Source organism: Bacillus sp. CHD6a (assembly GCF_001293645.1).
Classification (GTDB): Bacteria; Bacillota; Bacilli; order Bacillales; family Bacillaceae_I; genus Sutcliffiella_A.
This window is the reverse complement of sequence record NZ_LBMD01000002.1, coordinates 232,204-258,213: the sequence shown is the minus strand read 5'-3', so window position 1 is coordinate 258,213 and position 26,010 is coordinate 232,204. Positions and strand designations below refer to the sequence as shown.

Sequence of the window (26,010 nt, the reverse complement as noted above, 5' to 3'; positions counted from 1 at the left end):
CCACCAAATCCAACGCAGTATCGCTACTCTACTGTATCCCTTCCTCCTCTGCCTCCAACAGCATTTCCGCCACAAGCCACCTTAATGTCTCCTGGAAAACCGTCTGGTCCTCAGCAGGAGTCAACGGGACAAAACTGATACTTTTTCCGTCCAGTTCTTCCACTTCGATGCCACCGTGCTTTTCAGGATAGAACACGAGCACCTGATGAACAGGTCGATACTTCTGCCAACGTTTTTTCCCGTAAATATAGGGAGACCTCACATTATCGGCATAACTCGTTAGCTGTCTCATTGAATCTGTCAGCGCATGGCGCTTGCGATATTTCATGTCAATCATAATGGTGCCGATATAAATGTCCCGTAAGAACAAATCCATCCTCACATCCGGGTTATTATTCGTACCAGTGGTGTAGACAGGGACCGTCCATTTATCCGTGGCCTCAGGATGGCTTGGAATGGTTCCATCATAGGTAATATGAAGAGAAATCTCCCCAAACTGATATTGAATCATATTATCCTTTGCGACAGGCTTACTAGTTATCACAAAACTGCCACTTTTCCCTTGCTCTCCACTGTCTCCTTTGCCAAATACATCAACCACTTGCAGCCAACCCCAAATCTCATATAACTGGTCCGTCCGTTTCCACTGCTGGCCAAGCCCAGTATGAACTGGGATCTCTTCTCCTTGAAGAGCCTGATCAATTTGATAAAGCTTTCGGTACCGCACATCCACAAACATAACCATGGGAACCGAAAGTGCCTTTTTATAAGACACCTCCCGATACCAGTGACTGGATTTGACAAGATTTAACGCACCACTCATCCGCATCGCTTTTCCGCGATATTCCTTTAATTCCTCCACTAAGCGACGCTTTCTCTCCAATGGAAGGGAAATGGAGAACGAGTAATCCTTGCGGTTTGATAACCCTTTAATGGTGGTGTCCATGCATGCCACAAATTCATGCAATAATTGATTCCATTTTTCTAAAATTGCTTTTAACATCTGATTTTCAGGAAGGTCATAATTTATCCGCTTTTGCACCGATTTCACCAGATTCATCGTGTCAGGCCGCTTCAGTCGATGCTGGATGGTCACCACATCCACATGGGCCGGCATTTCAGCAGGTTGCATCTGATATTCCCTCGCAACCGACGACCTCACCCTTTGCGCAAGATCCGAAACAATGGCATAGATATCTGTAAAATAATGCTGCAACATTTGATACTGCCGAAACAACTTCGGATCAATCCGGAGTGCCGCTAAGCTCTTCGGACTATGTTGCTTGCGAATAACTTCAAGCGCAACACCCTTTAGTTTTTCTTCCACTTCAGACCGCATCGTTGCAAGCTGATCGTCAAAAAGTCTGTTCGATATGACTTTTACTAGTGTGTAGAACGTCCTCCCCTCCGACGTTTCCACCCGCAAGCTGTACAAACCCGGAATATATGGATAATAATTGTCTGATGTGGAATGTCTGAAAAGTGTTACCATGCCATCGCATCCAAGATAATTCTCCTCTGACTCTTTATCAACCAACAACCTTTCATCCCCAAGTCCATCAAATCCGTCCATATAACATTTTGCACCTGGGTCATCACATCGGAACCGCAACTCAAGATTGACGTTTTCTCTTATCTCCGTGTATACATGTACGGCTTCATCCCAGTCAGAAAGGTGTTCAACAAAGCTTTGAACCTCCGTATCCTCCCGAGATCCATTCTGAAAAACATGTGTAAAAATAACGGAAAAAGGCTGCATGCTACATGGTGTATCCATTATATTTCAGCTCTTTCGCTTTTTGTTTGATGACATTTCTGCTTTCCTTGAAAATGGAGATATTCGTGTAACGATCAAATAACCGAATGATTAAACTGCCTTCCACAGTATCCTTTTCACGGTTATATCGACCAAGCAATTCTTTAAGCTGATCCTCTGACCCTCGCACTTTGGTCAAAACACGCTGGACAACTTGGAGGTCAAAAGCATCTTCCCGTAAAATATATTCCTGTGCCGGAAGATTGCCTAAATACTGATCAATCTGCTTAACAATACGCGGCCCCACCCCGACTTGCTTGTTCACATTCTGCATCATTTGATGAACTTCCCATAACAATTCAAGTTCATCATCCTGAAGACTTAAACTTCTATTTTTATATTGAAAAGACTCAAACGTATCATAATCCACTTCATCAGCACGTGCGACCATTCCTTTTTTCTTTTCCGGAAGCAGTTTCATCTCGGTGAATGGCATCACATCTAACGACAGGACATTCGCACGATCTAACACCTTATCGGAAAAATGATAAGTCGACTCATCCATATTGACCGTGCCGACAAACAAGACGTTTTCACGTATCACAATAGTCGGTGGATATTGTGCAGAGTTATACAACCTGCTCTCCAAATCATCGTTATATAACCTGAGGACACGTTTTCCATGATCCATCTCTAAAATGGATAAAAACTGGGAGAAATAATGCTCCACTCTTGCCAAATTCATCTCATCAAAACAGATGATATACAGTTTCTCCTTGTCATCTTCCGCCTTACGAAGCGCATTGATCAACCCCGAATCCCCAGGACGATACACCATATTCAGCGTGTCCGCATAACCGATTAAATCTGAGTCCGATGTCCAGGACGGGCTTACCGGAATAACAGTAAGCTGCTCTCCCTTTAGACCAAGTGACTGGCTATACAACTCCACCAATTTTGTTTTGCCAGTTCCACTCATTCCAGACAAGATAACAAGAGACGACGACTTCATGGAAGTGTGAAAATTAATTAGATTTTCTTTCCGATAAATGAGACCCGCATCTTGCGTGTGGCTGTACAATAGCTCCAAGAACTCCTGTTCCTTCTCGTTTCCTTTTGGGACAGGTACGCTAATTTCGGTTGTCGACTTTTCCATCACCGACACGGCCACCTCTTGCCTGCTGCTTTGGATTTCTGGTGAGGTTTGATTGTTTAATGTGGCAACTGTCACCTCGTTAGCTTGGGTTTCTCGGTCAGACGAACTTGCCACCTGCATCGCCTCTTGTTCCTCTAAACGATGCAGTAACTTCTGAAAGATGGCAAATGGAACAAACGCAACATTAGGGCTCTCATCCGTCAGGTAGCACTCATCCAGCCATTCCTCTTCCAAGGTAAGCCTTTTCCACTCATCGCGAAATTCAAAGCTGAATCCACCATGTGCATACTGATGTTTCTCAAACACTCCATAGACGGTAAACTGCTCGTCTTCCTCTGTTTCTTCTTTCCACATCACAATCGGCGGTGTGTCATTGGCTTCATGAGACACTTCCGGAATGCGGCCGACGAACTTCTTTTCCAAAAGCCTTGTGAGAAAGATATCCTGCTCCATTCCGTTTACTTTTTGGCTGAAAATAGGAACAGGAATGAACTTTAAATCCTTTTCATAGCTTGGAAGCTTAGGCATCACGCGCACTCCGAACATGTTATACACTTCTTCATGATTATAACGAATGCGTTTTTCCACTTTAAAAATTAACAGCCGATCTTCCAACCATTCTCGTAACTTTTCTTTTCTGATAAATTCCGGCTGCGAATAATCATCCTCAAATCCCCATTTTTCCAAATCAGAATAAAACCCTGTCACCGCTTTGACATTCGGAAAGCTTTCGGCAGGCTGCGAAATGATTCGGACAAAAAACTGTAGACTGTCCTGTTTATTTATTAGTATCGAATCTCTGTAGAGTAACTCACTTTGGTCCACATCTGCCAGCACACCAACTAGATCATTCTCCCAAACCTTATTCATCGCTCTCACCCTTTCTCTATATAACGTTTCATTGTCGGAAAATCGTTAAATTCTTTTATATTTTTCTGTACTGTCCGCTTTATTTTTCTTCTCATCTGTGGCGGTACAAGATACGTCATCATCCAAACCTCATCACATTTTTCAAGCAAATCCGAATCCAAGGCGTCTGGAACATCCTTCAACTCCAACACATGAAAAGTGTGTTTTGCTGAATTTTCTGTTAATTTATTCTTTGGGTCCCCCACCAAGAAGATTTCCTTTTGATCCGTTATAATAGGTGGTTTTTCATCTGCTCTAGCTGTTGTTGTTGCGGCCACCTCTTGCTGTTGGTGAAGCAACATCGCGTTCAAGTGAGAAATCTCCCCCTTCAACTTTGCCACTTCCTCTTTTAACGCTTCATTCTCCTCGGCAGTTTTCTTGTTGTTTTCCACGGTTTCTCGATGCTGCGCTCGTTCCGTTCCAAGTTCCTGCTGCAGCTTTAATTTCTCAGTCAGCGCTGATTGTTTCTCTTCCTTAGATTGTTGCTTTAACTGAGAGTACTTCTTTTCCCACTCCCCTATTTTCGCACGCAAATCCTTGTTCTTATCCTCGGACTTATTCCATTTTTTCTCCCACTCCGTTATAGAAGGGGAATGGCTATCTACCTTTACAGGGGCAACTTCCTCTTCCTTTTTTTCCTGTCTATCTACAAGACTACTTAACTCATCCACCTCATATTTTTCAAGTAACGCCTCTTCAAACTCTAATGCAAGCTTTTCAAACTTCTCCTCTTCACTTGCATATATGCCACCAAGAATCAGATGGAGCTCTTTTCCTTCTTCATATAACTCTATTAATGCATCTAACGTAATTTCGTCTCCTTTGTCAGCAGGTTCATCTGTATCATCATCGTTTATCGAATAATATGCTTTTATCATTTTTAAATTTCTTGGTTTCAGTGCTTCTGCGATAACCATTGCCCTTGCGTGTTTTATATTTTCCTGATTTATTTGACGGAAGCCTTTAACCTGGATGGACCAATAGTCCACTAGTTCTACCAATTCCCTATCCGGAATCGTACTAAATACCTTTTTCCATGTTTCCCTGCTCAATTACATGACCCCCTCTTATTTCTTGTCGATTCCCTATTTTCTTTGATACTCTATTAAGTAATGACACTTCTAATTTTACATGAAGATGCACGTTTTTGTAAGGTTTCGAAAATTTAAACATAGAACTATCTTCCTAGACAGCTCTTTTTACTTCCTTTAGAAATCGCAAGTAGTATGCTTCATATGACTGGGAGAAGAGCCGCGTAATATATCAGCTTCTTTAACTATGCATTGCAAAAATAAATACAGTCCCCTAGAGAGGTGAACGGTCATGAGTCTTTTAGAAAAAATAAAAGAAATCCCTGCAACACCAGGCGTTTACTTAATGAAAGACTCTGCTGGCCAAGTTATCTATGTCGGAAAATCAAAGCGCCTTCGCCAACGTGTTCAATCCTATTTCAGGGAGTCTTCCACTCACTCAAATAAAGTCCGAAAACTTGTCAAACATATAAGAGATTTAGAAATTATCGAGACTGATACGGAATTTGAAGCCCTACTGCTCGAATGGCAGCTCATCCAAGAAATCCGTCCCCAGTATAACCGGCAAATGAAAACACCAGAGGCCTTCCTCTATCTAACAATCCGGAAGGTCGGAAAGCTCTATCGTCTTCGCCCCTCCACACAACCCTTGCGTGGCGGAGATGGCTGGAGCTTTGGACCATATTCAAGCAGGAAAACAGTCAGCTTTGCGATAAGAGGTTTGAAAGAGGTATACAGACTAGACTGCTCTAACCCAGCTATTAACGGATCTCCCTGCTTAAACTATTCTCTTGGACTATGCCGCGGCATCTGTCTTGGCGGCAACGCAGTGGGCGAATACAACGCGATCGTAGAACAGCTCATCCACTTGCTTAATGGAGAAAGTGCGGAGTTGCTAGAAGACATGCAGCGGGAGATGAACCAGCTTGCGGCCAACTTGGATTTTGAGCGTGCAGCCAGATACCGTAACTGCATTCAATTCTTGCAGGCACTTTTGAAAAAAGAAGATGTGATGGACTTTACCGAAGGAAATCACTTGATGTTGGTAGCGGAAAGATTGGACGAATACAGAGTGAAATGCTTTGTGATCCGTAGGACGGATGTGTTGTTTAGTGAGGTTTATGGCGGTGAACACGGAGTGGATGAGAAGGTAATTTCCGATAAGCTTTCGCGTCAACTGGCAGATATCGGGCCTGCTGCAGAGCGAGGAGTAAGCCGGTTTGAAATTGATAAAGCACAGATTATTTACAGTTATTTACGCAGTGGGAAATGTAAATATAGAATGATCGGTTACGAGGATTTGGAGTCGTTGGAATCGATCGTTACGGAGGTTTTTTCAAAAGACTAATTGGAAAATACACGTTTGCCAACCACTTTTTGCGTGACGTGGTTGGCTTTCTTTTTGATTTTTCAGGTAAACACTAGAGGTTGTGCCAAAACAGGGTGAGTCTGTGCCAAACGAGCAACTCCTCAAATGAGCCTAGTTTTAGCTCGCACTCAACCCCAACTCATACACCAAGAATCGCTCATTCGCATTTTTCTCAAACTCATCGAGCTGGACCTCTAGCTTAAGAGTAAACATCGAATGATTTTCCAAGAAGAACACATAATCGGGAGCAGGATAATAAAGCACAATCTCTATAGGCCGATCATGTTGTTCGATGGAGAAGAGAATATTGCTGACCACTTGCCTGAAAATATCTATCGAAAATGGGTTAAAGAAATAAAACACATTGGCCGTTTTAGGTATTGTATACTCTTCGGCCAAGCATTTCTCAAACATAATCCTCTGTTTTCCCTTCCCTTTATAAGTGGTCAAATTTTTCAAACAAGCCTCGTAAAATGTCTCATTCATTTCAATTCCAGATACCCTAGACCCAAACTGATGAGCTAGGTAAAAATTCAACCTGCCCTTTCCACACCCAAAGTCAACCACGTGATTTTCGGAGTCTACCAAGTATGTTTTAAACAGCCGGTCAAGCGCTTCGTATGGAGTCGGCTCATAGCGATGATAGGTATAAGAGCGGTGAATACCCATCTGTATATCAGTTGTTTCAATGTTAAGTTTCTGATCATAGTTAACTGGAGATCTTGGCATATCCCGTTCCCCTTGTTTTATTTTGTGCTTGTTTCAAATTACTTAATTAGTTGAAAATGCTCCATATAAATATCAGGTTTGAAGTAATGATCCATTTTCTTAACCCATTCTTCAAATAAGTCAGACCCAACAAACCCTTTCATATGGTCTTCAAGGGTTTCCCATTCCACTTGCACCATATATTTTCCTTTTGTCTCCATGCATGTATGTAAAGTGTGGGCAATATAGCCTTTTGATTGGGCGATTGTCTCTTCGGCTACTACCACAAAATCTTTTTCAAATTCCGCTTCCATTCCTTCGTTTATATGAAAAAATGCAACTTCCGTTATCATAATTGTCTCTTCCTCTCACTAGTAAAGTTTCTCCTTTATCATTATGCGTGAAAAACGCTAGAATTAAAAACCAGATGCATAGTCCCTCATCATCTTTTTCACTTTCGAGATTTTTTATTAGCCAAATATTTATTTTATTGTCCACTTTTCATCGATTTATTGTCCAACTTTTACATTTATTAGCCATTCGCCCTCATATAATTGCCATTCGACACAAACATACAACAATCGACAAACACCTAACCTCCCCCACAAATCAACAAAAAAATCCGCCCCTACCCAAACAGGCAGAAGCGGACCTCCCTAAAAAAACTTAATTATTCCCCACCAATTCTGTCTTCACCTTACGCTCACCAGCAACCGCAAGCTCACCCATCGGCTCAGGCTCTACTTCTGCCTCTGGATCTTCCGCCTGTGTCACTCGCTTAATAAAGAAAGACAACACGAGGGCAATCACTGCAATAAACGTTGATACGAAGAAGGCAAAATTGATTCCTTCTAACATCCCTTGCATCATCACTTGCTGCTGCATACCCGCAATTGCTTCATCAGACGGGTTCGCACCCAAAGCAGCCATCGCATCCCCTGACAGATCGCGACCGACACTTTCCGCCCTTGTTGACATTAACGTTACTAACAGCGCCGTTCCAATCGCCACTGACACCTGTTGTAACGTGTTGTTCATGGCCGTACCATGCGGATAAAATCGTGTTGGAAGCTGATTCAATCCGTTTGTGGAAACCGGCATAAACACCATTGACATTCCAAACATTCGTACCGTATATAAAATTAATAATTGCGTGTAGGTCGTTTCGAAGGTCAATTGACTGAAGAAATACGTCGTCACTACGGTTATTGACAAACCGGTAATGGCAAGCGCGCGTCCACCGTATTTATCAAACAACTTCCCTGTGACCGGCGACATCAATGCCATGACAATCGCACCAGGTAACATCAACAACCCAGCATCCAATGGTGAGATTCCTCGAATCGTCTGCACATAAATAGGCAATAAGATCATCCCTGAGAACATCGCCATTGTGATAACCATGGAAATAGCTGATGATAAAGCAAACATCGGGTATCGGTAAATTTGGAAGTTCAGCATCGGCTTTTCTTTTCCAAGCTGACGTAAAATAAACCAAACTAACGACAACGTACCAATTGCAATGGTTCCGTAAACAAGCGGACTATCCCAACCCTTGGATCCAGCAGAACTAAATCCATACAATAATCCACCAAAACCTATACTCGATAAGACAACGGAAAGTTGATCCAAGCGAATTTCCTGCTTTTCTTTTTTATCCTTTAATAGAAAAACACCTAATAGCAGAACGGCTATTGCAATTGGTGACACAAAGTGGAAAAGCATTCTCCAATCATAATGTTCAATTAACCAACCTGATAGTGTTGGCCCAATTGCTGGCGCCCCCATCATAATTAGTCCAAACACTCCCATGGCGGTTCCTCGTTTTTCAATTGGGAAGCTAACTAGCATCACATTCATCAGTAGTGGCATTAAAATGGCCGACCCGGAAGCCTGCATCATTCTGCCTGCTAAAAGAACCCCAAAGACCGGCGCAAAACCGGCCATCACTGTCCCAATGGCAAAGAGACCCATTGCGACAATAAATAGATTTCGCACAGAATACTTTTGAATTAAGAAAGCTGTGGTTGGAATTAATACTCCATTCACCAACATAAAGCCAGTAGTCAGCCATTGAACCGTGGATGGTCCCACTTGAAGCTCTGTCATGATGGACGGCAGGGCAATATTTAATAAGGTATTATTTAAAAAAGCAATAAACGCGCCAATCATTAAAATGGCCAAAATACCATATGGCGGACGATTTATCGTTGTGTTTGGTGTTGCTTGCTGCATCATTTCTCCCCCATTTATACTAACAGTACATTTTTATACTACTATTACATCTACCCCAATTTTATACCATCGGTTCAAATATATCAATCTTGAAAACTTTGCTAATTTGCTATTTGTATAAAGGTTCTATTTCGTGTACTATTATTTTTGTACCACCAGTCTACTTTAGTTAGGTGATAAAATGAAAGATCGCAAACTACATGTTCTCACATGTGCTCATAAACTTTTTATCGAAAAAGGCTTTCAAGCGACTTCCATCCAGGACATTCTGGATGAGAGCGGCATTGCCAAAGGAACCCTATATAATTATTTTTCATCGAAAAACGAACTGTTAATTGCACTGTTTAAAACATTATATAAAAAAATGGAAAAAGAACGGAACGACCTCTTGATTGGACAGGATCCGTCGGACATTCATATTTTCATTAAACAGTTTGAACTTCAAATGGAAACGAATCGGGCAAATAAATTAATTTCCCTATTTGAAGAAGTCATCTTCATCAATGATACGGAGTTAAAGGATTTCATCCATAAAACTCAGCTAAGGATGCTGAGATGGGTGCACCACCGTTTCTTGGAGATATTCGGAGCAGAAAAACAAGAATACCTCTGGGATTGTGCCATTATGTATCTTGGAATACTGAACCATGGCATCAGATACTACACGATGACCCATGATAAGAAACTGGACATCCATAGAGTTGTGCAATATAGTGTCAATCGCTTGGTGAAGATAGTGGAGGATGTAGCGGAGTCAGGTGAAGTGTTGGTGGATGCAGCCTCGATGGCACGCTGGGTGCCGAATGAAGGGGATAAGGAATTATCGCTTCCTCACGCTATCGCCCATACAGTAACGGAATTGAAAAAAAGTCTTTCAGGTGAGCCTGATTATGAGGGGAAGGCAGAACTTTTGGACTTTATTCAAGCGGAGTTATGCGGGAAAGACCGCACTGCTCCTAGACGTTTCCTGGTGGAGAGTGCAATGGATAGTTTAAGCAGGGACGAAACCTTTGCAGCTAGTAGAGAAGAGGAATGGTTAAAGCTTCAAGAACTTGTGGAAAGGTCCATTAAATCGGCTGACGGTGACTGTTCTTAGGGCAGGATGCTTTCATAGTTGTAAGATGGTATAAACAAGCGGGAGTTCGGTTTATCACTCCGAACTCCCGCTTGTTCTTCTATAGCTCCTGCGCTACAACATACTTCCTCAACGTCTGTTGCAACGTCCCATGCGTTTCAGCATACTGATGGAATGTCACTCCCATGCTGACCATTTTCCTAACAAGTTCTGCACGCAAGCCAGTGATGACCGCTTTGCACCCCATCATTGAAATCCCAGTCATTATATCCTCAAATACGGCAATGACATCTTGATCCATTGTGGTGACACCAGAGAGGTCTAACACAAGTGTCTGCAATTTCAAGTTGGAGATCTCCATGAGCGCCTTCTCTTCAATAATCCGAATTCGATAGTCATCCACATTTCCAATCAGAGGCAACACAGCAACCGTTGCACTAATTGGAATAATCGGTACAGATAAATGTTCTACTAATTTCCTTTGTGAACTGATCAGCTCATCCTTATAATGAGAATAACTCAAGAAAAAGCTATTTAAAAAATAATCTATATTATTATTGATTTTCTTCTCCATTTCAAAGAAGTCTTCTTGCGTAAGATATTCTCCTCTTTCATCAATAAATCTACTTATGAATTTCCATAGAGTTCTTCTGATTGCCTGAACCCATTCTAGCTTGAATGATAAAGTAAGGGAGTGTGAATGCTTCGCCCATGCAATTCCTTCTTGTTCTGCGAAGGCAATAACTTCCGTCTCTTTCTGCTCTACCACCCGTTGAATCAAGGTTTGCGCATTTTTAAGCAGATCAATATTTCCTTTTTGCAAAATATCATTAATTTTCGACGCGACATTCACAGCCTCTGACAGCAAAGTAGCCTCAAACTCATCCTTATGGTCCTTTAGAAAACTGGTAACTTCTCCATTGCTGACAAATTTCACAGTCATTTAATGATCTCCTTTATAGATATTTATTACTTCCTATTTCTATAAAGAAAAACGTAATCCTTTTTTATTCGACAAAAAAATAGAGGAGTACGGCATGCTCCCGACTCCCATTCATATCATCGTTTTGCTTTTCTCACACTTTGATACAATTCCGCGATAGAACACTGTTCCATACTCCGTCTAAGATCTTAACCGGGAAGAAGAAAGTAAACAAAAAGAGCAATCAGCCATATTAGCCAATCCCTCTTTTCCACTAAATTTATTTACTCATATAAGTAAGGGTTTCTTTTATCCCCTTTTCATATGAAGTCCCTTCCATTTTCCCAAGAAACTTTTCTAATTTTCCCCCTGAAAGAATGGTAGGCTCGGCGTTGATATACTGCATCTCCACCGCCTCACGCATTCCCTTCCCGGCAACCAGGGCATAAAGAGCAAACATCGGTTTTGTAATGTAGGAAAGTTGCTTATCATTTCCTAGCTGTTCTTTTACCATTTTTTCAAACTCGCGCCCCGTAATGGTCGACACGGCTGGAATATTCCAACTTTGCCCATAGGCAACATCTCTTGAAGCTAATTCCACCATAACCCAAGCTCCATCTTTTGTATAAATAAATTCCCTTTCAATATCGCTCGGTCCAACAAAACCTCCCTTTCTTTTTTTCAGTAGTTGATCCAGAGTAAAGTGCATGTAGGTATTAGTAGCATTCGGACCATAAAAGTCAGGAAAGTGGCAAATCAAAGTCGGAATGGAAGACTGGTGAATCGTCTCCCCCATTACCTTTCGAAGCTTCCCTTTTTTGGTATGAGGTTTTTTCTCCATATTTTCGGTAAGTCTGTTACCAACACTTTTTCCATACGCATAAATATTATCTACCATGGCTAGTTTTGCACCATTCTCTTCCGCCGCATGGATGATATTTTGGGTAATTGGCAATAGCTTATCCTTCCACTCTTCATAAGGGAGATTCATTGCATGGAAAATGACATCAACACCTTTAGCAGCAAAGATCAACTCCTCTTTACTTTCTGCATCTCCAGCTACAAGTGTCACTTTTTCTTCTCCCGCAAATAACTCCTCGAGTTTCTCTCTACCTCTCGCTAAAGCTACCACATCCACCCCACGACTAACTAGTTCCATCACTAATGCATACCCCATCCCACCTGAAGCACCTATCACCATTGCTTTTTTCATAAAAATATACCCCCTTATTCTTTTTAACCACCGGTCAATAAATGGTAAAAAATTTTATCCTAAAGATGGTAGGATAAAATTTACATGTGATTCTGCTAATCCTTTCACTTCATCATAGTCAGCATCACACCGGCAATAGTGACTAACGAAACCGTGCAAGGAAAGAAAGATCGACCATGCTTGCTGGATGCTGATAGATTGATTGCTAAGTTCTATAATTGCCTCTGCAAACTTTTCATAAGATTCATTCGGACCTTTATTAACGTAACTTTTAACTTCTTCATCTGAGAGCAAAAACATCATCTCATATTGGCTCTTATGTGTAAGGCCAAAACGGATGAATTCGAGCAGAACTTGTGTTAACTTTGTTTTGTGATCAAGGTCCTGCAACATCACATTATCCAGCCATTGATCCAACTCTTTAAAATCCATTTCAATCATGGCATAAAAAAGTTCCGCTTTATTTTTAAAATGATAATAAATAGCTCCATGACTATAGCCTAACTCTGCAGCTATCTGCCGCATTGAAACCTGTTGATAACCCTTCTTGCGAAACAACTCCCGCGCTGCATTCATTACCATCATCTGTGTTAATTCATTTGTTACCGCTTTTCTAGGTGTCATTTCCTTACTCATCCTTTTTTATTGACCACTGTTTAATAAAAATATAAACCTTTGGAAATACTGTTGTCAACTAAAAAATTGGAAACATGTTCCTCAATCTGTCACAATAATAGTGGAACTAACTTATCTAATAAACGTACAATTATCAAACAAACCTTCTAAAGGAGACACACAATAAATGGAGCAAGCTTCGAATTCTAATTTTAAAAAATTTACTGCCCTTATCCTGTCAACCAAGATCCCAAAACTCGCACTAACACTGGGATTAATAGGTAGTCTATTTACCACACTTGTTGGACTAACCATACCATTACTTACCCAGCAACTAGTTGACGGCTTTTCGATGGAATCACTTAGTGTGGGACTTATTGTGGCAATTGCTGTCGTCTTTATTTTACAAGCTGTGATTGACGGACTATCCACCTATTCCCTCGCTTATGTAGGCCAAAGCATCGTTGCCGGCCTTCGCGAGAAAATGTGGTTCAAACTGATTCGCTTGCCTGTCAGTTATTTTGACAAAAAAACAAGTGGCGAATCGGTCAGCCGTGTGGTTAACGACACTGGGATTGTGAAAGATTTGATCTCCCAGCATTTCCCGCAGTTCATCACTGGAATAATCACCATTATCGGTGCTGTCATCATCCTATTCATTATGGATTGGAAAATGACCTTGCTGATGCTGATATCTGTTCCAGTAACGACATTGGTCATGATTCCGCTTGGTACGAAAATGGCGAAAATCTCACGCGGCATGCAAGATGAAACGGCCAATTTTACCGGCAGTGTTCAGCAGACATTAAGTGAGATTCGTCTCATGAAAGCCTCCAATGCGGAAGCGGTGGAAGAGATTAAAGGGAAGTCCGGCATTCGCACGCTACTCACTTTTGGTCTTAGAGAAGCTCGTATTTTTGCTATAATCGGACCGCTTATGTATATGGTCGTCATGCTTGTGATTGTGGTGATTATCGGTTATGGCGGAATTCGGGTAGCAGAAGGCACTATGACAACCGGGGAACTCGTTGCTTTCCTGCTCTACCTGTTCCAGATTATTTTTCCGATTACATCTTTTACGATGTTTTTTACACAGCTACAGAAGGCTAAAGGCGCGACGGAAAGAATTATTGATATTCTAGAAATTGAGGACGAACCCGGACAGAAAGGATTGGCTGCGGATATTACCAATCAACCTGTATTCGTAAAAAGTGTGTCCTTTGGATACAACGAGGATGAGCCAATCTTGCGCAATGTTTCCTTTGATGTAGAACCTGGCATGATGGTGGCCTTCGCAGGACCAAGCGGGGGTGGTAAAAGCACACTTTTCGGTCTGATTGAACGCTTCTATGAGCCAACAGACGGGGAAATTTACGTCGGAGAGTTGCCTATCAGCTCCTTATCCATGAAAGCGTGGCGCCAGCAGATTGGCTATGTTTCCCAAGACAGCCCGATGATGGCTGGAACCATCCGAGATAATTTGACATATGGGTTGGAAAATAAAGAGGAGCTCACTGACGACCGCTTATGGGATGTGGCGAAGATGGCATATGCCGACCAGTTCATTCAAGAGTTCCCAAAAGGACTCGATACCGAAGTTGGCGAACGTGGAGTTATGCTATCTGGCGGACAACGCCAACGAATCGCAATTGCCCGTGCCTTTTTGCGCGACCCTAAGATTTTAATGATGGACGAAGCAACGGCTAGTCTTGACAGTCAGTCAGAAGGAATTGTGCAGCAGGCGTTAACAAGGCTGATGGAAGGCCGAACGACATTTGTAATTGCCCATCGTCTGTCTACCATTGTGAATGCGGATAAGATTATTTTTATCGAAAAGGGTGAGATTACCGGAATGGGGACTCATCAGGAGTTGGTGGAGTCACATAAATTGTATCGCGAGTTTGCGGAGCAGCAGCTGACATAGGTTGGAGAGTAGAGTAGAAAAAAGGTCAAGGATGTGGAGTCCTTGACCTTTTGTTATTGGAAGATATGCTCTAGTTCAAGATGAAACCCATTCAAAAGCTTTGAGGTAATTATGCCTTGGTCTGTTTTTATTGCGTGTTGTTCATATACGTCATCTTCGGTAAGGACGTAAATTGTGATGGAATTAAGCATTGGATTCACAATCCAATATTCTTTGACCCCGTATTTCATGTATATATTTAGCTTTGTAATAAGATCATGTGACTGGTTGGACGGACTGAGAATTTCAACAATCATATCGGGTACGCCAACATATTTTGTATCCGTGAATCCACTTGTATCACCCATTACCGCCAGGTCTGGAATGACTATTTTAGTCCTTCCATTCCCTCTTTGGAAAGTTCAATATCATAGAGAGCAGCAAACACTTCATACTTGTCAGCCTTCCCGGTGAGGTAATTACTCAACTTCACTAATAGCCGACCTGAGATTCGTTGGTGTTTGGTTGACGGTGAAGGAGACATGAAGATAGATTCCATCTATATACTCATACAAATGGTCACTTGATTCGCGGATTTCATAATATTTTTCTAAGGAGGTAAATGACTCTTTTGATAGTGACATGAGATCACCTCTGTTTATCATTTTATGGTTATTATATCATCTTGGAAAAGGCTTTAACGAAATGCTTTCAGCTTAGTTTAAGTAAAGGGTGCTATTTGGGTATTGAGACCGCCTCTCTACTACCGTTTTCTTTGTTCCCATGGCAGTACGGGCGGTGAGACCGCCTCTCTACTACCGTTTTCCCTGTTCCCATTGTATTTCGAGCGGTGAGACCGCCTCTCTACTACCGTTTTCGTTGTTCCCATTGCATTTCGGGCCGAGAGACCGCCTCTCTACTACCGTTTTCCTTGTTCCCATTGCATTTCGGGCGGAGAGAACGCCTCTCTACTACCGTTTTAACTGTTCCCATGGCAGTTCGGGCCGAGAGACCGCTTCTCTACTACCGTTTTCCCTGTTCCCATGGCATTTCGGGCGGAGAGAACGCCTCTCTACTACCGTTTTCCCTGTTCCCATGGCAGTTCGGGCGGAGAGACCGCTTCTCTACTACCGTTTTCCCTGTTCCCATGGCATTTCGGGCGGAGAGAACGCCTCTCTACTACCGTTTTCTTTGTTCTCATTGCATTTAGGGCGGAGAGAACGCCTCTCTACTACCGTTTTTCCTGTTCCCATGGCATTTCGGGCGGAGAGATCGCCTCTCTACTACCGTTTTCCCTGTTCCCATGGCAGTTCGGGCGGAGAGACCGCCTCTCTACTACCGTTTTCCCTGTTCCCATGGCATTTCGGGCGGAGAGAACGCCTCTCTACTACCGTTTTCCCTGTTCCCATGGCAGTTCGGGCGGAGAGACCGCCTCTCTACTACCGTTTTCCCTGTTCCCATGGCATTTCGGGCGGAGAGAACGCCTCTCTACTACCGTTTTCTTTGTTCTCATTGCATTTAGGGCGGAGAGAACGCCTCTCTACTACCGTTTTTCCTGTTCCCATGGCATTTCGGGCGGAGAGATCGCCTCTCTACTACCGTTTTCCCTGTTCCCATGGCAGTTCGGGCGGAGAGACCGCTTCTCTACTACCGTTTTCCCTGTTCCCATTGCATTTCGGGCGGAGAGAACGCCTCTCTACTACCGTTTTTCCTGTTCCCATGGCAGTTCGGGCGCAGAGACCGCCTCGCTACTACCGTTTTTCCTGTTTCAATCAAAATTCGAGCACTGATATGGGAATTTTCAACACACCAACCTGATTTACGAATAAGTTCGTGCGGAAATCAACCAAGTTCGTGCCTAAACCAAAATCACCCTAAGTCCCACAATACGTCCGATACCCAGCCGCCACACTCGCACCAGGCGCCACACAATAATCTTCCTGTTCAACGGAATACGCATACGGATCACGCAACACCTTCACCAAATTCTCCATCACACCATAATTCCCATGCTCGACAGCCGCTTCCAATGCTGCTTCGACCCGGTGGTTTCGCGCAATAACAGCAGGATTACTCTTCTGCATCAACTCCCGCACCGCTTCCTCACTTTCAGACTGTCTTCCCAATCGCTCCTGCCACAACGAATGCCACTCACTAAAAGCTGGCTTTTCTACCAAATCCAACTCTCCCAACGTCAACTCACGAAACGTATTCGTAAAATCCGCCTTGCTTTCCTTCATCACATCAAGCAGCCCCTGCACCAATGCCTCATCCCCAGGTTCTTCATCAAACAACCCAAGTTTCGCACGCATCCCTGCAAGCCAATGCCCCTTATACAAATCAGAAAACGTATATAGCTCCTCTTGCGCCAACTCCACTGCACGCTTTTGATCCTCATTAAACAACGGCAACAATGCTTCTGCAAAACGCGCCAAATTCCAGCCACCAATCCGAGGCTGGTTTTCATACGAATACCGCCCCTGTACATCAATGGAACTAAACACGGTCGTGGGGTCATACACATCCATAAATGCACATGGGCCATAGTCAATAGTTTCCCCGCTGATCGTCATATTGTCTGTGTTCATCACACCGTGGATAAAACCGACCAACTGCCACTTCGCAAGCAGCTCCGCCTGTTGCTCCATCACTTTTCTAAAAAACCCCAGATAATCACCAGCTTCTAACTCAGGGTAGTGACGTTTCATGGCATAGTCAGCCAACGCATGCAATTTTTCCATGTCTCCCCACTGAGTAGCAAACTGAAATGTACCAAAACGTAAGTGACTCGATGCAACGCGGGTCATGACTGCTCCAGGCAACAAACCTTCCCGCAACACCTCTTCCCCAGTTTTCACCACAGCCAAGCTTCGTGTTGTTGGGATCCCCAAGCCGTGCATCGCTTCACTTATAATATACTCACGCAGCATCGGTCCCAAAGTTGCACGACCATCGCCGCCTCGGGAATAGGGAGTCCGCCCTGAACCCTTCAACTGAATATCAAAGCGCTCGCCAGCAGGAGTAATCTGTTCCCCCACCAACAAGGCGCGGCCATCTCCAAGCATGGTAAAATTGCCAAACTGGTGGCCTGCATATGCTTGGGCAATCCCTGAACCACCTTCTGGAACGGTGTTGCCAGCAAAAACGCTTAAACCATCCGACCCCTTTAATGCGTCGATACTAAGTCCAAGTTCTTCTGCCACAGATTCATTCAGAACAATTAACTTAGGCGATTCCACAGGATTTGGCTTTATCTCAGAAAAAAACAATTCAGGCAAAGATTCATAACTATTATTAAAATTCCAACCTATTTCTTTAGAACTGCTCATCATATCCCCTTCTTATCGTCTGTCTTGTCGTTACTTCTATTATACCCTCTTATTCAGCGTTTTTAATTAAGAAAGCTCACCCAAAAAACAGTTCACATTTTCGCACAGAGGAAAATAATGCTAAAATATTCTCAACTACGATCATTTGAAGGAGAAACACAATGAACAAAACCTGCAAAGATACACGTGTCGTTCGAACCAGCCGAGTGTTTCCAAACGACATTAACAACCATAATACCTTGTTCGGTGGAAAATTGTTATCGGATGTGGACATGCTTGCCTCTATTTCTGCTGCCCGCATGTGCCGTTGTGAATGTGTAACAGCCTCCATGGACTCGGTTGATTTTCTATCACCAATCCGACAGACAGATGCCGTTATTTTTGAATCGTTTGTCACTTGGACAGGGAATTCTTCCATGGAAGTCTTTGTGAAAGTGACAGCAGAGGATTTAACAAAAGGCACCAAGAACATTGCAGCGACAGCCTTTTTAACGTTTGTGGCACTAGATGATCAAGGAAAGCCTGCATCTGTTCCTTCCATCACACCAGAAACCGAAGAAGAGAGATATTTAAATAAAACAGGTGAGGAACGGGCACAAGCAAGACGCAACAGAAGGGCCGAATCCAAAGCACTTGCCTCCAAGCTGACAAGTGGGTTCTCAGAATAAAGAAAAGAGAGTGCCGCTATATCCAGCACTCTCCTCTATTCCGCCCCATTTACCGCAAGCTTCACTTCCGCAACACCAGCGTGTTGCTTTTCCAATGTAATCCTTGCAACCGTTCCTTTATTCAACTCACTCTCATAAACAAGAGAGCCATTATGATTTTTAATGATTTTATTTGTAACAAGCAGGCCTAAGCCTGTGCCTTTTTCTTTTGTTGTAAAAAAAGGTTTTCCCAATTCCTTAATCTTTTCAGGAGAGATTCCGACGCCTTGATCTTCAAATTCTACATAGACTGATTCAGCTGATTCTTTTAAGCGGATGGTTACCTCTCCGCCGCGCGGCATCGCTTCAAAGGCATTTTTCAAAAGGTTGATGAACACTTGTTTCATTTCGCTTTCCACACAGTCATGCATCAGTGATTCTGCTACTTCCAGCTTGATTCCTATATTGAGGAACAATGCCTGTGAGTCCAACAAAAATACTACATTCTTTAAAACCTTTACCATGTCCACACTTTCCAAGGATTTTGCTTGTGGTTTGGCAAGAACCAGCATTTCATTAGAAATCAGTTCAATCCGTTCCAACTCACTTGCCATTATTTCATAATATTGAGGGTTCACTCCATTTTGTATATTGATTAACTGCAGGAATCCTTTTAAGGAAGTGAGCGGATTTCTTATTTCATGAGCAACCCCAGCTGCCAACTGCCCCACTGCTGTTAACTTTTCTGAATTAACAAGTGCCTCTTCCGATTCCCGGCGCTCCGAAACATCTCTACTTGTGCTAATAATCTGCTTAAGTTTCCCGCATTCATCAAAGACTGGTTTGGAAACTGTTTCAAGCCAAACTGCTCTGCCATCCTTTGTTAAAACACGGAACTCTTTGCTTAATGATGTTTGGACACGGTTCATTTCTTCATTAAAACTTTGTACAGTTTCTAAATCTTCGGATACAATGAACTGGGTGAAATCTGCTCCGATAATATCTTTTTGACTGTAACCAAGAATATCCGTCACTGCAGGATTGATGTATTGCACCGTTCCATTCGGTGACGATAGCGTAATGATGTCTTTCGCATGTTCTGAAATGAGCTGATACATATTTTCAAATTCCTGTTTCCGTAAAAAAGTAAAGGCGGTCACCGCATGCTTACTCATCAAAATGGACAGACGTATATCCATTTCCGTCGGATTATAGGCATAACGATGATAGATAGCAAATGTTCCATATATTTTCTCTCGATAATAGATAGGGAGGGACCAGACAGCACGTACTCCAGACAAGTCAGTAAGTTCCAAAAAGGGTTCCCATACAGGATCTGTATGCATATCCTCGCAAACGACAATGCGCTTTTCATTTGCTGCTATCCCGCATCCACCCACGCCAAGCGGAAGGTTTTTAGCTTTCTCCACGAAACACGCCGGAAACCCATCGTAACCCGGTCCAGGACTCAAGGTTTTTGTCACATCATCAAAAATCATCGTCGTCACAATGGCGTCTTCCGAAAGCATCTCTTGCAACTCTACCACCAAACGAGATAATATCTTCTCTACGGTATCATCATGTTCAAAAGGATTTTTATGTAAAAGTTCATTCAGCATGGTATGCCCCTCAATGTTCCGCTTGTATTTTCCTACTATTCTAATAATAACTTTATCATATTAAAGTGCTTTTGGCTTTTATTTTCCACAAGTCGGGGTATACAAAGTTCCAAAAAGTCTAAATTACATCCTGAAAAGTCAATAATAACGCTTGAAATCCTCTTCTAAGTATTTTTTATAAAGAAAAACAAAAAAACCCAAAGCTAAATTACCTTGGGTGGAGCACTAAGTGAATTAATTTGTCAAACTCTCATCATTCATTACTTCTACTCTTTTTAAGAAACCTATAATTCCTCGAACCAAAAACAAGGTGAAATTGACACTTCCAAATGTATGGAAAGCAGACCATTTTTTCCATTCAAATAATCTTGAGTTTTTTTCTAGCCACCATTGACATAAACTCATGGGAACACTAAAGATTAAACTTTTTAGTATTAAGGTTGTCCATTTATCATGGTAAGAAATTCTTACCCAAATGACACTTAATATAGGAAAGAACAATAAATCATAAATAATATTTGTACTAAAAATTTTCGAAAAAGGTCTTACAGGATAAGCAATTTTTTTCGTTCCTACAACATAAGAATCGAGTAGAATCGATATAACTCCCTTTAGGAAAAAAATCAATAAATTCTCTCTCATTTTTGAACCTTTAAATACAAATGGTAAGGAGACCATACACAGTATATTTAATAGGTTTAACAACCTTCTCTCCATTGGGACACCCTTTCATCAAGAATGATAATTTTTATACTTTTACAATTCCCATCAAGTTAGATATTATCCAATGCCAAGGTACATCTAAATTAAGAAATTAAAACCATTGCAAAGATATCGCAAATAGATATTGTGCTAAATAATAGGGAATCATCACCAGATAGTTTCGATAGCTTATCTTCCCGACAAATTTATCCCAAGCTAGAATGGCATCGGAAAAGAAAAATAAGATTGCTCCAGCTATAATAAACGGCTGTTGACTATAGAATGCCGCCCAAACCATGGCCGTGATAATCGCTACATACGCAGTGACTGCTAGAAAAAGATAGATACCTCCAGAATTTACAACTCCTTTTGAAAGTTTCAAAAGATAGAGAACAGCGACAAAAAATAGTGCTCCAGAAATCCATGTATTTACCTCACCACCGCCAGGCACATACCAAAAAGCCACAACATAGCATACATGCCCGACCAAAAAAGAAACTAACCCATATACAAAACGATCCTTAGGAAGCATCAGAAAAATATCACCTAATATAGAAAATACTAACCCTGCTAGAATCCACCAGCCATATGCAAAAGATACATTCCCTAATCCCAATATCGCGATAAATATAATGATCACCATGGTGCCTGGCTTTAACATATACGTCCATGATTTATGATGTTTTTCTACCGCAAACAGATAAAAAACACCAAGAAGCACGGTAAGGAATGAGAGGGATAACAACAATTCAATAGCCTCCTTCGCACTTTTATTTACTCTACATTTTAAGCCACAACCAAAACTCGTGAAAGTCTTTTTCTAAATAAAGAAGGGTTCCCACGCTAAAGCGAAAGAACCCTCCTACCCCTTATTCTCCTATCTGCTTCAACGACTTCTCCACAAAAGCATACGCATAACTCTCCGACACTCTTTCCGCATTAAAATAGAATGCATACACATCTTCATCGACTCGGAAACTTATTCTGAACGTATCGGGAATTGATTTTTTCAGATGATTATAGTAAACCGTTTTACCAGCGATACGCTTCTCTTCACCAATAAGGTTGTAATTAATCCTGTCAATATGAGTAGTTTCCCCATTCAAAATGTTCAGCCCCACCATATGCTTATCATTCACCAGAAACTCCCCATAAATCAGGTCAGTTGAAGGCGATAACTTTAACTCACTAAGTTCCTCTGACGTCTCTTCCTCTTCACCTGCTTCAAGAGTACTATACACAAATGCTGCCACTACCGGATCGCCGATAAACTCCTCATCATCCAAAGTATAGCCATCATTTATGATAAATGCAGTCTGTAAAGGAACATCAGCATGAAACGGTATATGAACCTCTGTCCCAAATTTAGCAGAGGCAGCTTTTTCTAAATTAGTATACGGAGTCACCCCTCCATTTACAGCTTCTACAACAGTGTCATTCTCCTTATCCACCGTCAAACTCTTTTCCGTATCATCTGAGAAAATCAACTCTGTCGCAAGAAAGTACCCACCAATCACCAACAAAAACCCAGCCATCATAAATGAAACAACCGGCCTCATATCCCATCTCCTTTGTTGTCTTTTCTCCTTATGCCTAACTGACTCCATTACTCGTTCATGGATTTCCTTTTTTCCTTCCTCATCCATCCTGATCGCTTGATATCCCTTCAATGTTTGATCCAAGCGACTCTCATCTTTTTCATGCGTCATGGTTATAGCCCTCCTTTAGCATTTGTTTCTTCAAGGCTTCCAACGCTCTGTGCAAAGTGGTCTTCACCTTGCCTTCACTCCAACCAAGGATTTCTGCAGTTTCCCGCACCGTCAAATCCTTTATTTTTCGTAAAATAATGACCTCCCGATATGACCTTTTCAATTGTTGCAAGGCACGATACAGATACGCCTCATATTCTCCTTGCTGCGCCACCTGTTCTGGTAGATATTCCGTTGTTGAAAGCACGGCAGTTGCGGCAAAAGAATCCACCACAAAACGAAAAGGCTTCCTCTTCCGAAATTCATCAATTGTCGCATTCCGGGCAATCCGGTACAGCCAATTCCTTTCACTTGTCTCCCCTTTATAACGATCTAATGCTTGATAAGCCTTGATATACGTATCATGTGTCAAGTCCTTCGCCATCTCTGGATCACCGGTCATCATCAGAACATAACGGAAAACCTCATCACTATAACGCTCATACCAATCATCGAGCTTTCGAATTGACCATTCTCCCTCCATTTATGTCACCTATCTCTCTATAGCTATCGCAAATTTGCTTACTTTAAGGACGTGAGGATTGTTCATTGGTTACAGTTTTTCATAATAAAAAATTCCATCTGCAACTCTAGTTTACACTAGAAAGCAAATGGAACCTTTTTTTCATTTAAAGTTAAGTAGCTTTGCAAGTTCGACTATATCCTCTTTCAACTGCTCTGCTTCTTTGTCTGTCATGTCCTTAAATTGAAAGGGTGGGGAAAAAGTGTACACAAAATTTTCAGTTACTACTAAAAGTGTCACTCCTCCATATTCTTGATTCGAAACAGTCAGTACAGCACGGTGATCTCCAACTAGAATTTCTATAGATTCATAGGAGGCTGAGGGGAATTTCTTGAGTGGTAATAACATTTCCATCCTTTGATCGATAGAATACTCATCATTTTCATAAGTAGTAATATGAAGTAATTCAGGAGAGCCAATACCAAGTTGGTAATAGTAAGCTGCATAGATACCTCCCTCCGAAATTAATGGCTCACCGACTATAGCATCAATATATTTATCTGCATTAATGGGAAACACATGATAAATCGAATCCATAATGATGCCATTAGCATCGGAATTCTTCTCAGTATTTGGAGCTGCTTGATAAAGACTATCCTCTTCCATAGCCACTTCCTGTGTTTCAATTACGATAATCGGAATACTTATCATCAATAACAATGTTGCAACAGCTATAAGAAACTTTGATGCAACCTGCCTTTTTTTGATAGTTCTTATATTGCCCCCAATTCGCTCTCCTACCAAACCGGCACGCTCCTGATTCCACTCCAAATCATGCTCCAACCTCTTCAGTGATTGCTCCAAACGGGAATCACCCTCTGACCTGCTTCTCATCATTATTTACCTCCCTCTTCATTTTCTCCTCCAAGGTCTGCATCGCCCGAAACAGAGTTGACTTCACTTTACTTTCTGACCAATCCAGGATGTGAGCTGTTTCCAAAATGGAAAAGCCTTTAATTTTTCGAAGGATAATCACCTGTTTATAGTTATCCTTTAGATTGTTCAGTGCGTCATAAAGTTCACGTGAATTCTCTTTAAGGATGACAATGTCCTCCGATGAAACGGTTTGCTCTTTTTGGAAAACTTGATGGAATAACCTTATCGGTTTCATCTTCCGGAGGTGATCAAGTGTGGTATTGTGAGCGATCCTAAAGAGCCAAGTCTTCGGTGAAGAATCCCTTTTATATGTATGATGATGCTTATATGCTCTTAAAAAAGTCTCTTGCGTCAAATCCTCTGCCTGCTGACTGTCTTTGACCATGAGAATAATATACTTGAAAATAGTCTGATGGTATTGGCTATACCACGCCTCTATCTCATTTTCTTTATAGAATGACACCTGGTTCCCCCCTCAATTTTTATGACACTGTATAGACGGACGAACTTCAAAAAAGTTTTAAAAAAGAAAAAAAATCAGAGAATGATTCCTCGAAGGTTTACCAGAAGGCATAATTACCATTTCCCCCACGGTTAAACTTTTACTAGATAAATCGTCATATATCCTTTCAAGGATCTCCGTAAAAAACACGAAAGAAGGCTTACCAAGGTTAAGTCCCGGTGACATTTTTGCAACGAATTCCTTGTTTTGTTAGATGATGCTTGTTTCCAAACTTTTTGACGGTGCTATTTCAACCCATCTCATTCTCTCTCCATTGCCCTCATCAGAGATGACGTGGAACCCTACTGTCTCTGTCCAAAACCTCAACGCTTCATCTTTATTATTTACATAGAGCATGACTTGACCGAGCTTAATCCATGCATTCATATCCAAAAAAACCTTCCAATTAATCCGCGTTTTATGTAAACTTATAATTATTGAAAGTTTACATAATAGGAGGAACCTCAATTGACAACAAAAAACGAAAGATTAAGATGGCTAATACTATGCGCTATGTTCGCCGCGATTACAGCGGTGCTCGCACAAATGGAAATTCCTTTACCGCTCGTGCCTATCAGCGGGCAAACACTTGCGGTCGGACTTGCTGCAACCATCCTTGGAAGTAGATACGGGGCTATGTCAATGGTGTGTTACGTCCTGCTTGGAGCAGTTGGCTTACCGGTGTTTGCTGAAATGAAAGGTGGGGCTGCTGTACTTATTGGTCCTACAGGAGGTTACATCTTCGGCTTTATCCTAGCTGCATTTTTCACTGGTTACATATTAGAAAAAACATCTTTCACATTAAAATGGGCCATGCTCGCCAACACGGTGGGGATGATTATTACGCTGGTGATGGGAACGATTCAGTTAAAGATTGTGATGGACATGACATGGGCAAATGCGTTGAAGTTCGGGGTTTATCCTTTTATTGTCGTGGGTTTGATTAAAGCATTCTTAGCAAGTTGGATTGGCATTACAGTAAGAAGACGTCTGAAGCAGGCTAACCTTTTGCAGGGAAATGGGGATGTAGCTGCGTGATACTCTGATGTATAATAAAAAAGAGAGAAGTGCGCCAACACCTCTCTCAACGATTTATCTAAGTGTGAAAGCCACCTTTTTCTTTTACCTAAGCAGAAGGTGGTTTTCTTTTGCCCAACTTCCTTGCGTTATCA

Annotated in this window: 22 protein-coding genes and 2 pseudogenes; 5 read left to right on the top strand and 19 right to left on the bottom strand. The window is 42.0% G+C overall.

What is annotated here, in order from left to right; all coding sequences use genetic code 11:
* Positions 1-28 precede the first annotated feature (28 nt).
* Genes AAV98_RS04000 through AAV98_RS03990 form a run of 3 tightly spaced genes read right to left on the bottom strand, consistent with a single transcriptional unit; the run spans position 29 to position 4,873 of the window.
* Positions 29-1,777 (bottom strand): DUF2357 domain-containing protein, encoded by a 1,749-nt coding sequence (locus AAV98_RS04000; protein ID WP_060664259.1) that lies wholly within the window; start codon positions 1,775-1,777, stop codon positions 29-31.
* Positions 1,761-3,782 carry an McrB family protein gene (locus tag AAV98_RS03995; RefSeq protein ID WP_060664258.1) on the bottom strand — a complete coding sequence of 674 codons (2,022 nt, stop codon included), beginning with the start codon at positions 3,780-3,782 and terminating at the stop codon, positions 1,761-1,763. Before AAV98_RS03995 ends, AAV98_RS04000 begins: the two co-directional genes overlap by 17 nt.
* A 5-nt stretch (positions 3,783-3,787) precedes the next feature.
* A complete protein-coding gene (locus AAV98_RS03990) occupies positions 3,788-4,873 on the bottom strand; it encodes a hypothetical protein (protein ID WP_060664257.1) in 1,086 nt (361 codons plus the stop codon).
* A 271-nt stretch (positions 4,874-5,144) separates the two neighbouring features.
* Between AAV98_RS03990 and AAV98_RS03985 the strand changes: the two genes are divergently transcribed.
* Positions 5,145-6,200 (top strand): GIY-YIG nuclease family protein, encoded by a 1,056-nt coding sequence (locus AAV98_RS03985; RefSeq protein ID WP_060664256.1) that lies wholly within the window; start codon positions 5,145-5,147, stop codon positions 6,198-6,200.
* A 138-nt stretch (positions 6,201-6,338) separates the two neighbouring features.
* Here the strand turns inward: AAV98_RS03985 and AAV98_RS03980 are convergent, their stop codons facing one another.
* From AAV98_RS03980 to AAV98_RS03970, 3 genes are all read right to left on the bottom strand, one after another.
* Entirely contained in the window at positions 6,339-6,950 is a 612-nt protein-coding gene (locus tag AAV98_RS03980) for a methyltransferase (protein ID WP_060664255.1), read from the bottom strand.
* A gap of 38 nt (positions 6,951-6,988) precedes the next feature.
* On the bottom strand, positions 6,989-7,282 hold the full coding sequence (locus tag AAV98_RS03975) for an antibiotic biosynthesis monooxygenase family protein (RefSeq protein ID WP_060664254.1): 294 nt from the start codon (positions 7,280-7,282) through the stop codon (positions 6,989-6,991).
* 313 nt (positions 7,283-7,595) lie between these two features.
* A complete protein-coding gene (locus AAV98_RS03970) occupies positions 7,596-9,164 on the bottom strand; it encodes a DHA2 family efflux MFS transporter permease subunit (protein WP_060664253.1) in 1,569 nt (522 codons plus the stop codon).
* Positions 9,165-9,345: 181 nt separating this feature from the next.
* Here AAV98_RS03970 and AAV98_RS03965 point away from each other — a divergent pair, with 181 nt between their 5' ends.
* Positions 9,346-10,260, top strand: a complete 915-nt coding sequence (locus AAV98_RS03965) for a TetR/AcrR family transcriptional regulator (protein ID WP_060664252.1) — start codon at positions 9,346-9,348, stop codon at positions 10,258-10,260.
* 79 nt (positions 10,261-10,339) lie between these two features.
* Here the strand turns inward: AAV98_RS03965 and AAV98_RS03960 are convergent, their stop codons facing one another.
* From AAV98_RS03960 to AAV98_RS03950, 3 genes are all read right to left on the bottom strand, one after another.
* Complete coding sequence (locus AAV98_RS03960; protein ID WP_060664251.1) at positions 10,340-11,182, bottom strand: STAS domain-containing protein; 843 nt, start codon at positions 11,180-11,182, stop codon at positions 10,340-10,342.
* Between the two features lie 259 nt (positions 11,183-11,441).
* The gene (locus AAV98_RS03955; protein ID WP_060664250.1) at positions 11,442-12,374 is read right to left on the bottom strand and encodes an SDR family NAD(P)-dependent oxidoreductase; all 933 of its coding nucleotides are present in this window, start codon (positions 12,372-12,374) and stop codon (positions 11,442-11,444) included.
* Between the two features lie 54 nt (positions 12,375-12,428).
* Complete coding sequence (locus AAV98_RS03950; RefSeq protein WP_060664249.1) at positions 12,429-12,998, bottom strand: TetR/AcrR family transcriptional regulator; 570 nt, start codon at positions 12,996-12,998, stop codon at positions 12,429-12,431.
* Between the two features lie 178 nt (positions 12,999-13,176).
* On the opposite strand from AAV98_RS03950, the gene AAV98_RS03945 reads away from it, so the two are divergent.
* A complete protein-coding gene (locus AAV98_RS03945) occupies positions 13,177-14,913 on the top strand; it encodes an ABC transporter ATP-binding protein (RefSeq protein ID WP_060664248.1) in 1,737 nt (578 codons plus the stop codon).
* A 53-nt stretch (positions 14,914-14,966) separates the two neighbouring features.
* Here AAV98_RS03945 and AAV98_RS03940 read toward each other — a convergent pair.
* A pseudogene (locus AAV98_RS03940) lies at positions 14,967-15,536 on the bottom strand (Uma2 family endonuclease).
* A gap of 1,230 nt (positions 15,537-16,766) precedes the next feature.
* Positions 16,767-18,221, bottom strand: a complete 1,455-nt coding sequence (locus AAV98_RS03935) for a protein adenylyltransferase SelO (RefSeq protein ID WP_060664247.1) — start codon at positions 18,219-18,221, stop codon at positions 16,767-16,769.
* 161 nt (positions 18,222-18,382) lie between these two features.
* Between AAV98_RS03935 and AAV98_RS03930 the strand changes: the two genes are divergently transcribed.
* Positions 18,383-18,889: an acyl-CoA thioesterase gene (locus tag AAV98_RS03930; RefSeq protein ID WP_060664246.1), complete on the top strand. Its 507-nt coding sequence runs from the start codon at positions 18,383-18,385 to the stop codon at positions 18,887-18,889.
* Between the two features lie 35 nt (positions 18,890-18,924).
* On the opposite strand, the gene AAV98_RS03925 is transcribed toward AAV98_RS03930, so the two are convergent.
* The 8 genes and pseudogenes from AAV98_RS03925 to AAV98_RS03890 all read right to left on the bottom strand — a co-directional run bounded on the left by AAV98_RS03925 (position 18,925) and on the right by AAV98_RS03890 (position 25,225).
* Positions 18,925-20,487: an ATP-binding protein gene (locus tag AAV98_RS03925; RefSeq protein WP_060664245.1), complete on the bottom strand. Its 1,563-nt coding sequence runs from the start codon at positions 20,485-20,487 to the stop codon at positions 18,925-18,927.
* A gap of 234 nt (positions 20,488-20,721) precedes the next feature.
* A complete protein-coding gene (locus tag AAV98_RS03920) occupies positions 20,722-21,204 on the bottom strand; it encodes a CBO0543 family protein (RefSeq protein ID WP_060664244.1) in 483 nt (160 codons plus the stop codon).
* A gap of 97 nt (positions 21,205-21,301) precedes the next feature.
* Positions 21,302-21,937, bottom strand: coding sequence for a lysoplasmalogenase (locus tag AAV98_RS03915; RefSeq protein ID WP_060664243.1), 636 nt, complete (start codon positions 21,935-21,937; stop codon positions 21,302-21,304).
* Between the two features lie 121 nt (positions 21,938-22,058).
* Positions 22,059-22,898, bottom strand: a complete 840-nt coding sequence (locus AAV98_RS03910; RefSeq protein ID WP_060664242.1) for a hypothetical protein — start codon at positions 22,896-22,898, stop codon at positions 22,059-22,061.
* Positions 22,888-23,421, bottom strand: coding sequence for an RNA polymerase sigma factor (locus AAV98_RS03905; protein WP_060664241.1), 534 nt, complete (start codon positions 23,419-23,421; stop codon positions 22,888-22,890). Before AAV98_RS03905 ends, AAV98_RS03910 begins: the two co-directional genes overlap by 11 nt.
* A 141-nt stretch (positions 23,422-23,562) precedes the next feature.
* Complete coding sequence (locus tag AAV98_RS03900; RefSeq protein ID WP_156317615.1) at positions 23,563-24,297, bottom strand: hypothetical protein; 735 nt, start codon at positions 24,295-24,297, stop codon at positions 23,563-23,565.
* Positions 24,272-24,799 (bottom strand): RNA polymerase sigma factor, encoded by a 528-nt coding sequence (locus AAV98_RS03895; protein ID WP_060664239.1) that lies wholly within the window; start codon positions 24,797-24,799, stop codon positions 24,272-24,274. The genes AAV98_RS03900 and AAV98_RS03895 overlap by 26 nt, the downstream gene beginning before the upstream one ends.
* A gap of 57 nt (positions 24,800-24,856) precedes the next feature.
* A pseudogene (locus AAV98_RS03890) lies at positions 24,857-25,225 on the bottom strand (VOC family protein).
* An 81-nt stretch (positions 25,226-25,306) separates the two neighbouring features.
* Here AAV98_RS03890 and AAV98_RS03885 point away from each other — a divergent pair.
* The gene (locus AAV98_RS03885) at positions 25,307-25,876 is read left to right on the top strand and encodes a biotin transporter BioY (RefSeq protein WP_197284225.1); all 570 of its coding nucleotides are present in this window, start codon (positions 25,307-25,309) and stop codon (positions 25,874-25,876) included.
* The last annotated feature ends 134 nt before the right edge of the window (positions 25,877-26,010 follow it).